The 14,783-nt window shown below is 64.4% G+C and carries 12 protein-coding genes; 9 read left to right on the top strand and 3 right to left on the bottom strand.

What is annotated here, in order from left to right:
• The first annotated feature begins 48 nt into the window (after positions 1-48).
• From N7333_RS03150 to N7333_RS03120, 7 genes are all read left to right on the top strand, one after another.
• Entirely contained in the window at positions 49-2,763 is a 2,715-nt protein-coding gene (locus N7333_RS03150; RefSeq protein ID WP_279858438.1) for a LuxR C-terminal-related transcriptional regulator, read from the top strand.
• Positions 2,760-5,483 (top strand): LuxR C-terminal-related transcriptional regulator, encoded by a 2,724-nt coding sequence (locus N7333_RS03145; protein WP_279858436.1) that lies wholly within the window; start codon positions 2,760-2,762, stop codon positions 5,481-5,483. The genes N7333_RS03150 and N7333_RS03145 overlap by 4 nt, the downstream gene beginning before the upstream one ends.
• A 240-nt stretch (positions 5,484-5,723) precedes the next feature.
• Positions 5,724-6,146: a DUF6160 family protein gene (locus tag N7333_RS03140; protein WP_003239862.1), complete on the top strand. Its 423-nt coding sequence runs from the start codon at positions 5,724-5,726 to the stop codon at positions 6,144-6,146.
• An 84-nt stretch (positions 6,147-6,230) separates the two neighbouring features.
• On the top strand, positions 6,231-6,992 hold the full coding sequence (locus N7333_RS03135) for a C39 family peptidase (RefSeq protein ID WP_012018815.1): 762 nt from the start codon (positions 6,231-6,233) through the stop codon (positions 6,990-6,992).
• Positions 6,993-7,030: 38 nt separating this feature from the next.
• Positions 7,031-8,032, top strand: coding sequence for a transporter (locus N7333_RS03130; RefSeq protein WP_003239866.1), 1,002 nt, complete (start codon positions 7,031-7,033; stop codon positions 8,030-8,032).
• Between the two features lie 18 nt (positions 8,033-8,050).
• The gene (locus N7333_RS03125) at positions 8,051-9,640 is read left to right on the top strand and encodes an outer membrane protein transport protein (protein WP_003239867.1); all 1,590 of its coding nucleotides are present in this window, start codon (positions 8,051-8,053) and stop codon (positions 9,638-9,640) included.
• Positions 9,641-9,644: 4 nt separating this feature from the next.
• The gene (locus tag N7333_RS03120; RefSeq protein WP_279858433.1) at positions 9,645-10,790 is read left to right on the top strand and encodes a MalM family protein; all 1,146 of its coding nucleotides are present in this window, start codon (positions 9,645-9,647) and stop codon (positions 10,788-10,790) included.
• A gap of 91 nt (positions 10,791-10,881) precedes the next feature.
• On the opposite strand, the gene N7333_RS03115 is transcribed toward N7333_RS03120, so the two are convergent.
• Together N7333_RS03115 and N7333_RS03110 are read right to left on the bottom strand one after the other, a co-directional pair.
• Positions 10,882-11,193 carry an SCP2 sterol-binding domain-containing protein gene (locus N7333_RS03115; RefSeq protein ID WP_003239871.1) on the bottom strand — a complete coding sequence of 104 codons (312 nt, stop codon included), beginning with the start codon at positions 11,191-11,193 and terminating at the stop codon, positions 10,882-10,884.
• Between the two features lie 58 nt (positions 11,194-11,251).
• On the bottom strand, positions 11,252-11,950 hold the full coding sequence (locus tag N7333_RS03110) for a histidine phosphatase family protein (RefSeq protein ID WP_129482339.1): 699 nt from the start codon (positions 11,948-11,950) through the stop codon (positions 11,252-11,254).
• 198 nt (positions 11,951-12,148) lie between these two features.
• Here N7333_RS03110 and sohB point away from each other — a divergent pair, with 198 nt between their 5' ends.
• Positions 12,149-13,168: a protease SohB gene (gene sohB, locus N7333_RS03105; protein WP_129482340.1), complete on the top strand. Its 1,020-nt coding sequence runs from the start codon at positions 12,149-12,151 to the stop codon at positions 13,166-13,168.
• 92 nt (positions 13,169-13,260) lie between these two features.
• Entirely contained in the window at positions 13,261-14,250 is a 990-nt protein-coding gene (locus N7333_RS03100) for a YhdH/YhfP family quinone oxidoreductase (RefSeq protein WP_096826367.1), read from the top strand.
• A 33-nt stretch (positions 14,251-14,283) separates the two neighbouring features.
• Here the strand turns inward: N7333_RS03100 and N7333_RS03095 are convergent, their stop codons facing one another.
• Positions 14,284-14,721, bottom strand: coding sequence for a hotdog fold domain-containing protein (locus tag N7333_RS03095; RefSeq protein ID WP_129482341.1), 438 nt, complete (start codon positions 14,719-14,721; stop codon positions 14,284-14,286).
• Between the last annotated feature and the right edge of the window lie 62 nt (positions 14,722-14,783).

Raw genomic sequence — 14,783 nt, 5'->3', positions numbered from 1 at the left:
ACGGCGAACTGTCATACCAAAACAATAATTTATAAAGGGATCCAGGCCATGGATGAAGTAATAGGTCCAGCCGCTGGAAGCCTGCTGCGCTCGAAGCTCTCGCCGCCCCAGGCAACCTCGGATTATCTGGCAAGGCCCCAGGTCGAGGCTGCGCTGTCGGCTCACCCGCATGCCCGTCTCGTGCTGTTTTCCGCACCCGCCGGTTTTGGCAAGACCACCGCGCTGGTCATGTTGGCCAACGCGCGTCGCCAGGCCGGCGTCGCGGTTGCCTGGCTGTCGCTCGGCTCCGGCGATGACGAGCCGGTGCGTTTCTTCCAGCAACTGATCGAGGCGCTCGGGCGAGCCTTGCCCGGGCTGGGTGAGGACGCCCTGGGCTATCTGCGCAACACCATGCGGGTGCCTGTCGAAGCGGTCATGGAAAGCCTGCTGGTGGACCTGGCGCAGCGCCAGGAGGCTCTGCTGCTGGTGCTCGATGACCTCCACCTGATCCAGGATGCGGAGCTGCTCGCCGCGCTCAATCGCCTGGTCAAGCTGGCCCCTCCAAATTTCACCCTAGCCATTGGCAGCCGCTCGCAGCCGCCGCTGAGCCTGGCCACCCTGCGTGCCAAGGGGCTGCTGCTGGAACTGGGCAGCGAGGAGCTGCGCCTGGACCCGGACGAGGCGCGCGGCTATCTCGAACGCAGCGGCTTGCAGCTCAACCCCGAGGCGTTCGGTGCCCTCTACAAGCACACCGAAGGCTGGATGGCCGGGGTGCACCTGGCCAGTCTGTGGCTTCGCCACCATCCCCAGCCGGCCGAGCGGATGGCGGAACTGGGCGCCGACCAGACGGCAGTGGGCGACTACCTGTTGCGATCGGTATTCGAGCAGTTGCCGCTCGAACGCCAGGAGCAACTCCTGGCGCTGGGGGTGGCGCAGCAGCTCAATGGCGACCTTGCCAATGCCCTGAGCGGGCGCCAGGACGGTCAGCAGCTGCTGGAAGAACTGGAAGCCATGCAGCTGTTTGTGCTGCCGCTGGATCGTGAGCGGCAGTGGTACCGCTTTCACAACCTGTTCGCCGAGTTTCTGCGCACCCGCCTCAAGGAACGCGACCCGGAGCGCTTCAAGCAGCTGCACTTCAACGCCAGCCTGTGGTTCACCAATCACCACATGCAGAACCTCGCCATCGAGCATGCCAGCCTGGCCGAGGATGCCGAGATGCTCGCCGCGCTGCTCGATGGCTGCGGCCTGGAGCTGATCAACCGCGGCCAGCTCAATCACATCTACAAATGGCGCCAGCACGTGCCGGACGACATCGCCGCGCGTTTTCCCGTGCTGGTGCTCGCCGACGTCTGGACGCGTGCCGCCGAGCTGGGGCTGAACGAAGCCAATCGCATGCTCGACGAACTGCTCGAACGCTGGGGCGAGTCGCGCGCCAGTGGGCCGCTCAGCGACAAGCTGCTGGCCACGCTGGCGATCAAGTCGGTGATCGCCCTGCAAAAGGACGACCTGGATACCTGCGTCAACCTGGCGCGGCGTATCGAGGCGCAGCTCGGCCAGCACACGGCCTTTCTCGAGGTGGCCATCCTCACCGTCGGCGCGCTGGCCAACGTGATGCTCGGTCAGGCCGAGCAGGCGCGCCGTCTGCTGGCGCTGGCGCAGCAGCGCAACCATTTTCTCGAGGGCCGCTACCTGGACATGCAGCTGGCCAACGTGGAAATCCTCCTGTGCCTGGAGCAGGGGCGGATCAAGCAGGCGCAGCTGCTGTTCGAACAGTTGCGCGCGCGGGTCATGCCCTGGTTCGGCGAGAAATCCCGGGCGCTGGCCCTGCCCACCATCACCGAGGCGCTGATCGCCTATCAGCAGGGGCGCCTGGACGGCCTTCAGGATCGCCTGCGCTGGGCCCTGGCCACGGTGGACGTGATCAACCCGATCGATCTCTATGCCCAGGCCATGTTGTGTCTGGCCCGCGTCCAGCGCCTGCAGGACACGCCCAAGGAAGCGCTGGCGACCCTGGTGCTGATGCAGAACCTGGCGGCGCGCAACCACTCCTGGCGCTTCTACGCGCAGGCGGTTGGCGAGGAAATCGCCCTGATCCTGCAGGAGCCGGCGGCCGACCGCAGCCGGCGAGCCGAGCAGCGCCTGAAGTCGGTGGACTGGGCCAAGCTGGCCGCGCACTACAAGCAGCGCAAGTTCAACCCGGTGCTCTGGGTGCTGGGCCTGACCCGCATCCGCCTGCAGCAGGCGCGCGGCCATTACAGCGAAGCGCTGCACGAGATCACCCAGCTGCGCAGCCAGCTGCAGAACGACTGGCACGGTCTGCACCGTCTGCGCCTGGATCTGCTGGCCGCGCTCAGTTATCAGCGCCTGGGGTATCAGGAGCGCGCACAGAGCCTGCTGGTGCAATGCCTGATCGGCGCCGAGCGGGAGGAAGCGCGCAGCCTGTTCATCGAGGAGGGCGAAGCCATCCGCCAACTGCTGCAGCAACTCGAATCGGCCGAGCGCCAGCCGGCGCTGCAGGGCTTTCTGCGCAGCCTGCTGGTGATCTGGCCGGGGCAGGAGTCGCGCCAGGCCCTGGACGTGCTGGAGGAGGGCCTGACCGAGCGCGAGCGCGAGGTGGTCTGCCTGGCGGCCAAGGGCCTGTCCAACGAAGAGATCGGCCAGCAGCTGTCACTGGCCCTGGGCACCGTCAAATGGCACCTGCACAACATCTACGAAAAGCTCAAGGTGCGTAATCGCACTCAAGCCATCCGCCGCGCCCGCGAACTGAGCCTACTCGAATCATGACCAGCCAGAATCAGCCTCGTCAGTCCACGGTGCCCCTGCTGCGCACCAAACTCTACCCGGCTCATGGAGAGGGAGCCCCTCTGTTGGAGCGTTCGGCCTTGCTCGAGCGGCTGCTGGCCGCACGCGAGCAGCGTCTGATCGTCCTCAGCGCGCCGGCCGGCTTCGGCAAGAGCACCGTCCTCAGCCAGTTGCGCCGCCGCCTGCAGGAGCAGGGCGCGCGCGTTGCCTGGTTGTCGTGCGACGAGGCCGACAGCGAACCGGCGAGATTCCTGCAGTATCTGGTGGCCGCCATCGAGTCGGCCTGTCCCGGCTTCGGCAGTGGCGCCTCGGCGCTGCTGCAGGGTGAGATCAGCTGGCCGCTGGAGGCGGTGATCGACGCCTTCCTCGATGACCTCAAGGCGCTGCCTGGCGAGCTTTACCTGATGCTGGATGACTTTCACCGCATCCGTCATCCGTCCCTCGGTCAGGGCGCCCGCTACCTGATCGAGCGCCTGCCCAGGCATGTGCGTCTGGTAGTCAGCACCCGCTATCAGCCGCGGTTTCTCGATGAGCCGCCGTCGCTCGGCGGCTGGGCGTTCTGGCTAAGGGCCGAGGATCTGCGCCTGTCTCGCGGGGAAACCGCCGCCTACCTGCGCACCATCAAGCAGCTGGCGCTCGATGAGGCTGAGCTCGATCAGCTGCATGCCCGTACCGAGGGCTGGATCACCGCGCTGCACCTGGCGGCGCTGGCGCTGCCGCGGCAGCGTGACCGCGCCGCCTTTCTCGCCGGGCTGTCCGGCGCCGAGCGCAATATCGCCGATTACCTCGCCGAGGATGTGGTGGCCAGTCTGCCCGAGGCGCAGCAGCTGTTCCTCGATCAGACCTCGGTGCTCGATGAATTCAACGCCGAACTGTGCAATGCACTGACCGGCCGCCGCGATGGCCGTGACATGCTACGCCGGCTGCAGAGCGAGCAGCTGTTCGTCATTCCGCTGGACGAGCAGGGCGAGTGGTTCCGTTATCACCATCTGTTCGCCGAGTTTCTCCAGGGACGGCTGGCCAAGCGCGGCGACCCGGCGCATCTGCTGCACGCAGCCGCGCGCTGGTGCGAGGCGCGCGATCTCGCCGACAAGTCGATCAAGTATGCCCTGCGAGCACGTGACTATGGCTTTGCCGCCGAGCTGCTGGAGCGTCAGGGCGCGCGCCTGATCGCCGGCAACCGGGTGTACGGCATTCTCGCCATCCTCAAGGACATACCGCCGGTGGTGATCGCCGAGCAGCCGGTGTTCCAGATCTTCTATGCCTGGCAGCTGGCCTTCGAGCAGAAGTTCGCAGAATCCGAGGCGCTGATCGAGGAGGTCAGCACGCGCCTGACCCAGGGGCGCGGCAAGGGCATGCACTTCGGCCTGATCGAGCTGCTGGCCGCCGCCCAGGTGCTCAAGGCCCTGGTGCTCTTGTACCAGGACAAGCTGGAAGCCTGCCTCAAGGTCGCCGGTCACTGGCTGGCCCTGGTGCCGCAGAACCAGCCGGTCTTTCGCGCCAGCCTGGCCTGCGTGCAGGCCGCGGCCTTCGCCCTGCTCGGCGAGTTTGGCGAAGCGGCCAAGGCCATTGCCGTGGCGCGGGAAAACCTCCGCCAGTGCGAGAGCGAGTACCTGCATGTGATGGCCAGCCTGATCGAGGCGCTGATCTGCAAGGAGTACGGCGAACTGGAGCGCGGACGCGCCCTGGCCGAGGCCGCACGGGCGCGGGTGGAGCAGGTGTTCGGACGACGCAGCCGGGTCGGCGGCCCGCTGGGCCTGGCCTATGCCGACCTGCTCTACGAGCAGGATCGCCATGGCGCGATACTCGCCGAGCTGCCGCTGGCCACCACCTGGCGCGACGTCGCCACCCCGGTGGAGCTGATCAGTCGCGGCAAGCTGGTGATGGCACGCGCGCGCTTCTTTGCCGGCGCGGCGGAGCAGGGGCTGGAAGAGCTCGACGAGTGGCTGGCCGGGCTGCAGGGGCCCGGCTACGAACGCGTGTTCGCCATCGGCATGGGCTGCAAGGTGCAGTTCCTCCTGTGGCTGCGCCGGCCCAACGAGGCCCAGCGTATCTATCTGCAACTGGAGCGTCATCTCGCCACGCTGCCCATCGAACGCTATGGCGATGCCCATACCGCACTGGCGCTGAGTCAGGCGCGTCTGGCCTTGAGCGAGCGGCGCGTGGACAGGGCCCAGGCCAGCCTGGAAGCCTGCCTGGCCAAGCAGGGCGCCGAGCACCAGCGCGACCGGCGCCTGCGTCTGAGCCTGTTACTTTCTGTGGCGTACTGGCGCAAAGGTAACAGCGAAAAGGCCTTCGCCCTGCTGCGTGCCACCCTCGAAGAGGCCTGGCAGTGCGGCTATCGCCGTCTGTTCCAGGACGATGCCTTGTGGCTGCTGCCGCTCTGGGACGCCTGGTGCAGCGCCGAGCCCAAGCGCGCGGCGGCCTGGCAGGGGCTGGCCGAACTGCTCCGCGAGCAGTGCCGCCGGATGGCCATAGATCCTGAAAGTTTCGAGGAAAATCAGGATGTTAGCCATCGCGAAAGAGAGATACTGCGGCTCGTGGCGGCGGGGCTGTCGAACCGCGACATTGCCCAGACGGTGCATTTGTCGGAAGCCACCATCAAGTGGCACCTGCACAACCTGTTTTCCAAGCTGGGCGTGCGTAGCCGGACTCAGGCCGTGCTCAAGGGCAAGAGTCTCGGCCTTTTGAGCGAGGCCTGAGAAAGACCGGGGTAGAGGGGTAGATGCCACGCTCCATCCCTTGGATGGGCTGGCAGTGCGATAGCGGGTCAGTAGCTTGTAGCCATCTCGAAGCGCAGCGCGTTTCGCGAATCCAAACCTGGCGCAACTAGGGAAGCCGTGACAGGTCTGGTGGTCGGCATGAGCCGATCAGGCTGCTCGTGACAGGACGTCACCGGCAGAGCCCGGGGAACCCCCATTCGAACTGTGGAGATAACAACAATGATGACCCTGAAGAAAATCGCTCTCGCCGCCGCCGTCATGGCCGTTCCGTTTATGGCTCAGGCACAGATGCAGTCCCTCGACGACGCAGCCCTGGCCGATGTGACCGGTCAGGCCGGTATCAGCATCGCCGGTAACTTCGATGCCACCATCGGTTCCATCGTCTACACCGATACCGCAACCGGCGTCGACGACGGCAGCAACAGCCTGAGCCTGAACACCGTCAAGCTGACCGGCTTCAACATCAGCGAAAGCAATCCGCTGACCATCGACGTGGTGGACAACAAGCTGGAAATCGGCCTGCCGGGCATCAACGGTGGCGTCTCGGTCGACTCGGTGAAGATCGGCGCCAACAGCATCGGCGGCGTGGCCATCAACGGTCTGGACATGGCCGGCTCCACCGTCAAGGTCTGGGGTCATTGATCCTCGCCTGACCTGATCCACAGGAGCCTTGCCGCCGGCTGCGGCCGGGCTCCTGCTCCGTTGTACGCAGTTGCGGATTGACCAATGATCGAAATTCTCGTGGGCAGCCTGATCGGTTTGTACGGTTTCACCGAGGCTGTCGACATCAAACCGCAGCCCGCCGGTGTCGTGAACATCACCCAGCCGCTGTTGCCCAATGGCCCGCTGCGCGAGTCGGTGATGGTCGAGCCGATGAGCCAGTTGCAGTTTCGCAACGTCATCCGCCAGGCCTACGACTACAGCTGCGGCTCCGCGGCGTTGACCACGCTGCTGGATTACTACCTCGGGCGCAATTTGCAAGAGCGCCAGGTGATGGAGGGGCTGCTGCATTTCGGCGAGGCCGAGAAGATCATCGAGCGCCGCGGGTTCTCGCTGCTCGACATGAAGCGCTTCGTCACTGCGCTGGGGTATCAGAGCGGGGGCTTTCGCGCCGGGTTCGATGATCTCGCCCAGCTCGAACACCCGGCCATCGTGCCGATCGAGTACGCCGGCTTCAAACATTTCGTGGTGGTGCGCGATGTCTACAACGACCACGTCTTCGTCGCCGATCCGGCGCTGGGCAACATCAGTTTCACCCGCGTGCGTTTCGAACAGATCTGGGATCAGAACGTTCTGTTCGTGATCTTTCCCAGCGGCAACGAGCCACCCAATGCCCTGGCGCTCACCGACCGCGACCTGCGCATCATCGATGACCGCACCATCAGTCTGCTGGCCTTTCGCGAGTTTCCGCAGATGGCCAAGTTCACCAGCAATCAGGCCGACCAGTTGGGGTCGGGAGGCGACATTCAATACATTCGCCGCAAATGATTCACCCGGCATAACAATAACGACCTGGGGATAGCGTCATGGGAGTTTGGGGATACGCATGGCTGGCCGCGCTGGCGCTGATGATGCAGCCGGCACTTGCCGACGAGGCTACGGTCGACGATGCACGTGAGGCGCTGACCAAGAAGGACGACGACGCTGACAGCGCCAAGGCGCTGGAAGAGGTGTTCCAGGCCGCGGAGAAGAGTTACACCCTGCTCAAGAAGGGTGAACGCACCCTGACCTACGGGTTCGACTACTCGCTGCTGCGCGATACGCAGATCCAGACCGTGCGCACCGGGCAGAACGTATTCAGCGTGATCGGCCAAAGTGAGGCGCAGCATACCTTCACCAATTCCTTCACCTTCGACTACGGGGTGTGGGACAACCTCACCTTCAGCATGCGCGTGCCGTTCCTGGCCAAGTACGACACCGAACGCGACCTGAGCAGCTACAGCCTCGGCGATATTTCCGCCAGTTTTCGCTGGCAGCCCTGGTCGTCGGCGCGCGGGCGTCCGGTCACCACCCTGTTCGCCACGCTCGGCCTGCCCACCGGCGACAGCCCGTACGACGTCAGCCTGGACAACGGTCTGGCCACTGGGAACGGCTATTACAGCCTGGGTGTCGGCGCCAACCTGTCCTACGTGATCGATCCGGTGGTGCTGTTCGGCTCGCTTGGATACACCTACAACCTGCCGATTCGCGATGCCGATCAGGTGCGCGGTGGACGCCTGCTGGAAGAGGTCGAGCCGGGTTCGAGCCTGTCGCTGAGCATGGGCTTCGCCTATGCGCTGTCCTATGACGTGTCGCTGGCCACTTCCCTGCAGATGGCGCACAACCTGGCGCCGAAGTTCAAGTTCAGCGACGCCACCCTGGAGGGCAAGGAGCAGACCAGTGCGGTGATGAACTTCTCCCTCGGTCTGCGCACCTCGCCGAACAATATCGTCAACGTCAATGCCGGTTTCGGCATGACCGAGGATTCGCCCGACGTCCTGCTCGGCATCTCCATGCCCCTGGATATCAAGGGTCTCAAGGCCGAGTAAGCAGCGAGCGAACCTGATATGACTCATCTAGCCAAGCTGCAGGCTCTGCTGCTGGTGGGGTTGGGCGCGGCCTGCGTCCTGCCTGCCCAGGCGCAACTGGCAAACAACCTGACCATCGGCAACCCCAAGGCCATGGCCATGGGCAACGCCGTTACCGCCGATGTCACCGGTATCGATGCGGTGCACTACAACCCCGCGGCACTGAGCAAACTCAAGGGGCGGCAGACCACGGTCAAGCTGCTCAGCGGGGTGATGGACATCCGCGCCAAGTTCGACGCCAAGGAGGATTACGGCTTCATGGGTTACGACGATGACCCGTTCAAGCATTCCAGCAGCCGTACCCTGACCCCGACCATGTACCTGCCGGGCGTCGGCGGCATGACCGAGCTGCCGGTGCTGGTGGCGCCGCTGGCCGGGCTGTCGATCAACCCGCCCGGTTCGAAATTCACCTTCGCCACCAACGTCTACGCGCCCATGGCCTTGGGCTACTCGCGCGATTCGGACAGCGACCCCGGGCGTTTCCAGGGGCGCCAGGTGTCGCTGCAGCGCATCACCTACTTTTCGCCATCGCTGGCCTACCAGGTCAACGACGAGCTGTCGCTGGGGCTGTCCATCGGTTTCTCCCACCAGGCCGTGGCGCTCAACCAGGATTTTCGCAACCCCGGCATGCTCACCGGCCTGACGCGCATCCTCAACGAGGCGCTGTGTCTGCCCGGGCTGGAAGAGATCATGGGACCCTTCATCAACGTCTGCAGCGGCAAGATCGGCCCCTTCGACTCGCTGGCCAATCTCGATCTGGACCTGCAGCAGAGCCTGTCGCCGACCTATAACCTGGGCATTCTCTGGGAACCGACGGACTGGTTCGCCTGGGGCGCTACCTACCAGAGCGAGGCGCGGATGAATCTGCAGGGCAAGTACCGGGTCGACTACAGCAAGGACTGGGCGGGGTTCTGGTCCGGGCTGCAGAGTTCGCTGTTCGGTCAGATCCTCAGCCCGCTGTTTCCCTACGGGGTCGACGAGGAAAGTGGCAATGCCTCGCTCAAGCTGACCTACCCGGATGCCTTCAGCACCGGCATCAAGCTGCGCCCCTTGGACAAGTGGCAGTTCAACCTGGACCTGCGCTGGGTCGGCTACAGCGACTGGAACAATTTCGAGATCGAGTTCGATCGCGAGCTGGATCTGCTGCGTATCGCCAAGACCTTCGGTGGAGGCAATGCCACCGATCGCAGCATCATCCTCGATCGCGGCTACCGCGATACCTGGAGCTGGGGCGTCGGCGTGCAGTACGACGTCAATGATCGTCTGGCCCTGCGCGCCGGTTACGAGTACCGCCCCTCGGCCATCCCCAAGAACAAGGCCGACGTGCTGGCGCCGGTCGGCGATGCCGACCTCTACGGTCTCGGCCTGGGCTATCGCTGGGACAAGGACACCACCATCGACGTCGGCTTCAACTATTTCGTGTCCAGGCAGAGCATTCCTGCCGGCAGCAGCTGCAACGTCAGTTGCGAGGGCCTCGACAACCTGGTCTACAACCCCTATGCCGGGCTCAATATCGAAACCACGGTCAAGGCCTACATCTTCTCCATGACCTACAGCTCGAGGTTCTGAGGCGATGCGCAGTCTGCTGTTCGTTCTGTTGCTGCTGTGCGGGATGCAGGCTGGCGCCGGCAGCCGCTATCTGACCTGGGTCGATGATCTTGGGCGGGTGCACAACACCTTCGTCGACGAGCGTTTCGCCGAGCAGCAGCGCCTCGCCCAGCGCCGCGCCGAGCTGAGCGATCAGGCCCGTCTGGGCGATGCCGGCGTCTGGCCCGGCAGCGCGCCGAGCACGGGGGAAAGCAAGCGCCGTTACTTCACCTGGGTCGATGGCAGCGGTCAGCTGCACAACAGCTTCTATGCGGGGGCACAGATTGCCGGGGCATCCGGGCGTGATCAGGTGTTGGCCAGCGGCGAGCGGGCAGGGGATTACATCGATTCGCAGGTGCTGGAGGGGCGTGGCTTCGTCCGTGATGGCGACGACAGCCCGTATTTCACCTGGGTCGACGAGCAGGGACGCATGCACAACTCGCTGGTGCCGACGGCCTCGCGCAATACGGCAGCGACGCAGACGGCTGTTCGTTACACCGAGGGCAGGCAGATCGAGTTCGAGCGCAGCAAGCCGGCCCTGCCGATGCTCGATGGCCAGCCGACGGCTGCCATGCAGGCGCTGCTCGCCGGTAGCGAAGTGCGGGAGGAGGGGCTCTACGGCGAGCTGGTGGCGCGCTGCTGCGGCCAGCTGCGCGACAGCGATTTCAAGCCCCTGTCGGCCGACGAGCCGCGCTTCGAGGAGCTGGATCGCTTTTCCCCCAGCTTCGATTTCCCCATGGGGCGCAGCTACTACGCGGCGCTGAGACTGCCCGCCTCGCGGCAGAGCTACGGCCTGCGCGTGCGCAGTTTCGCCAATCGCCAGGTGGTCTACCCGTCGCTGCTGTTTCTCGACGAGGCCAAGCGGCCGACCCGCCTGGTCAGTGACGCGGTGTACCAACTGCATCCGGAAACCTGGTACCGCTACGCCTTCATCGAAGGCACGGTGCAGGTCCGCGCCGAGCGTGGCGAGCGCTACGTGCTGCTGATTACCACTGATCAGGATCGCAGCCTGCAGACGCTCGACAACAAGCCCTTCAAGCGGCCGCTGCAACCGCTGGCGCTGGATGAGACAGGCATGCAGCGCCATGCCCACGCCGACGAGGGCGCTTTCGAACTCGCCATAGTGCGCTGAGATCGGCGCAGGCCAGATACTTCGAGGCGCCCATAAAAAAACCGGAGTCCAGGGACTCCGGTTTTCGTCTGCATCAGGTCAGCCAGACGGCTTAAACCGGGAACAGCTCGCCCAGTTTCATCGCCAGCATCATGTCGCCTTCGGCGCGCAGCTTGCCGGCCATGAAGGCCTGCATGCCATCGGTTTCACCGCTGGTGATGCCCTTGAGGGTTTCGCTGTCCATGATCAGGGTCACGTTGGCGTTCGGGTTGTCGCCTTGCTCGACGGCGCAGGTGCCGTCCTTGACGATCAGGGCGTAGTTCTCGCCGTCTTCGATGTTGAACTGGAATACCAGATCCAGGCCGGCAGCGGCGCTGGCGTTGAACTTGGATTGCATGGTTTGGACGATGTCAGCAACGCTCATGGTCTTATCCTTCTTTTCAGGTTTTTCGCGCAGCCTCGCGGCCGCAGTGGGCCGGAACTCACCGGTAGGTAATGAGCTCCGGCGCCTTCAGCAGCTGTAAATGCACATGGCTGTTGAAGGAAGCCAGACTCACCTCGTTGCCACGAAACTTCAGCTGGCTGAGCGAGGTGTTGACGATTTGCCAATTCAGTTCGAAAGCTTTGTGCGCCGGTACGCCGGTGACTAGGCGCAGCAGGGCGGTGATGGTGCCGCCGGAGGTGAATACGGCGATGTTCTGTTTGCTCTGGGCCTGTTCGAGAATGCGCCGCAGGCCGCCCTCGACCTGCTCGACATAGGCCTGCCAGCTCTGCAGCCCGGGTTTGTCGTGTTCGCCGGAGACCCAGCGCTGGATCAGCTTGGCGAACAGGCGCTGGAATTCGGCGCGGTTCTGCGCGCCGTTACGCAGGATGTGCAGGGCTTCGGGTTCTTCCGGCAGCAGATCGGGGAGCAGGGTGCGGATCACCGCGTCGGCATCGAACTCGTTGAAGGCTTCGTCGATATCCAGCGCCGGGGCGTCGTTCATGCGCTGCAGTGCGGCATTGGCGGTATGCTGCTGTCGGCGCAGGCTGCCGCTGACGCAGCGGTCGAAGACGATGCCGAGCTGGCTGAGGTGCTCGCCCAGTACTTCGGCCTGGCGCACACCGACGGGAGACAGGACATCGTAGTCGTCTGCACCGAATGAAGCCTGGCCATGTCGAATCAGGTAAATGCTGCCCACGTCCGTACTGGTCTCGGCACGTTGAAAGTTCCGCGAGGTTATGAGGAAGCTCGGGGGCTGTCAACGAAAAAACATACGCTTGTTTGAATTGCTCGTATGGCGCCCGCTCGTGCCGCCAAACCTGGCCGCCCGCCGCCTGCGTCGGTATGCTTGAGCCTTTGTGCGCCTGGGCGCAGCCGCATTGTCCAAGGGGGATCCGTGGAGTTTCTTAGCGAGTACGCCAGCTTTCTGGCCAAAACCCTGACCCTGGTGGTCGCCATCGTCCTGGTGCTGGTTGCGCTCGCTGCCACGCGCGGCAAGGGCCGGCGCAGCAGCGGGCAGTTGCAGGTACAGAAGCTCAACGATTTCTACAGAGACCTGCGCGAGCGTCTCGAGCAGAGCGTGCTGCACAAGGAGCAGCTCAAGGTTGCGCGCAAGGCCGAAGCCAAGGCCGCCAAGCTGGAGAAAAAGGCGCCGGCAAGCAAGCCGCGGGTCTTCGTGCTGGATTTCGATGGTGACATCAAAGCGTCTGCTACCGACAACCTGCGCCACGAAGTGACCGCTCTGCTGTCGCTGGCCAAGGCCGACGACGAGGTGGTGCTGCGTCTGGAAAGCGGCGGCGGCATGGTGCACAGCTACGGGCTGGCATCCTCGCAACTGGTACGCATCCGCGACGCCGGCATTCCGCTGACGGTTTGTGTCGACAAGGTAGCGGCCAGCGGCGGCTACATGATGGCCTGTATCGGCCAGAAGATCCTCGCCGCGCCCTTCGCCATCCTCGGCTCCATCGGTGTGGTGGCGCAGCTGCCCAATGTCCATCGTCTGCTGAAGAAGCACGACATCGACTTCGAAGTTCTCACGGCGGGCGAGTACAAGCGCACCCTGACCATCTTCGGCGAAAACACCGAGAAGGGCCGAGAGAAGTTTCAGGAAGATCTGCAGACCACCCACGATCTGTTCAAGGGGTTCGTCGCCCGCTATCGCCCGCAGCTGGATATAGACGCAATCGCCACCGGCGAGGTCTGGCTGGGCATGGCCGCTCAGGAGCGCCTGCTGGTGGACGAGCTCAAGACCAGCGACCAGTATCTGGCCGAGCGTGCCGTCGAGGCTGAACTGTTTCATCTGCATTTCGCTCAGAAAAAGAGCCTGCAGGAGCGCGTCGGCCTGGCTGCCAGCGCGGCTCTGGATCGCTTCGTGCTGACCTGGCTGAGCAGACTCAATCAGCAGCGGTTCTGGTAAGAGCCCATCGAGGGTTTGCGGCGTCGACCCTTTCGCATTGAAGATGGCCCCAGGTGCACGGCGCTACCGAACGACGACAAGAGGAGAAGGTAATGACTGAATTCAAGGCCCTGCAGATCAGCGAAATCACCGACAACGTCTTCCAGTGCGAAGTGGTGGAGCGGCAGGTCGAGGACCTGCCGGCTGGTGATCTGCTGATCCGGGTGCGTTATTCCTCGCTCAATTACAAGGATGCCCTGTCGGCCAGCGGCAACCGCGGTGTAACCAAGAACTATCCGCACACGCCGGGGATCGACGCGGCAGGCGTGGTAGAAGCCTCCAGCGTGGCCGAATTCGCCGTGGGCGACGAGGTGATCGTCACCGGTTACGACCTGGGCATGAACACCGCCGGCGGCTTCGGCCAGTACATCCGCGTGCCGGCGAGTTGGGCGATCAAGCGGCCGCAGGGGCTGCCGTTGCGCGATGCGATGATCCTCGGCACCGCCGGCCTCACCGCCGCCCTGTGCGTGGACAAGCTGGAGCAGGCCGGTGTCACCCCGGAGGCCGGCACGGTGTTGGTGACCGGCGCCACGGGCGGCGTCGGCAGCATCGCCGTGGTGCTGCTGAAGAAGCTCGGCTATCAGGTGGCAGCGGCTACCGGGAAGGCCGAGCAGGGCGTTTGGCTCAGTAAGCTGGGTGCCGACGAGATCGTCGACCGCGCAGAGCTGCAGCAGGGTGTCGACCGTCCGATGCTCAAGGAGCGTTGGGCCGCAGCGGTGGATACCGTTGGCGGCGACATTCTGTTCAACGTGGTCAAGTCGCTGCAGCGCGGTGGCAGCGTGGCCTGCTGCGGCCTTACCGCCGGTGTCGCCTTCCAGGCCAGCGTGTTGCCCTTCATCCTGCGCGGCGTCAACCTCCTGGGCGTGGACTCGGTGGAGCTGCCGCTGGTGGTCAAGGCCTCGATGTGGGACAAGCTGTCGCTGCAATGGAAGCTCGATCTCTCCGAGCTGTGTCAGGAGGTGGAACTGGCGGAACTGCCGGGCTCCATCGAGCGCATATTGTCCGGTGGCATGGTCGGCCGCGTGCTGGTGCGGCTGGATTGAGCGAGAGGCCCGTCAATGACGGGCCTCGTCGTTTCAGGCCTGGCTGACGTACATGGTGATCTCTGCGCGAAACACCGGCTTCTCTCCCACGTAGGCCATCACCGGCACCATGATGTCGCCGGTCTGGCTCCAATCCACCTCGCTGCCATCGGCCACCGCGCGGATATCGCCATCGGCCTTGGCCAGGTATTGCACCGTCATACCCTTGGGAATCCAGCGGCAGCCGGGCGCAATGGATGCGTCGGTCATGCTACCGGCAGCGAGTTCGGCGGCGTTGCACAGGGCGATGGCATGTACCGTACCGATATGATTGAGCACTTCGCGGCGCTTGGCGAAGTGGACCTCGGCGTAGCCGGGGCGCAGCTCGACCATTTGCGGGGCGATGCTGGCGAAGTAGGGGGCGACCTGACCGATCATCGCGCTGAACTGGGCAGCGCCTGCCTGCTGAAACATCTGCAACATCTGACTCATGGGCTATCTCCTGGGTGCTGCGATTGAAGAAGAGCGCGCGCCGAGGCAGTATACGAGTGTTA

The organism is Pseudomonas sp. GD04158, assembly GCF_029834875.1.
GTDB lineage: Bacteria > Pseudomonadota > Gammaproteobacteria > Pseudomonadales > Pseudomonadaceae > Aquipseudomonas > Aquipseudomonas hydrolytica.
This window is presented reverse-complemented; position numbering and strand designations above follow the sequence as displayed.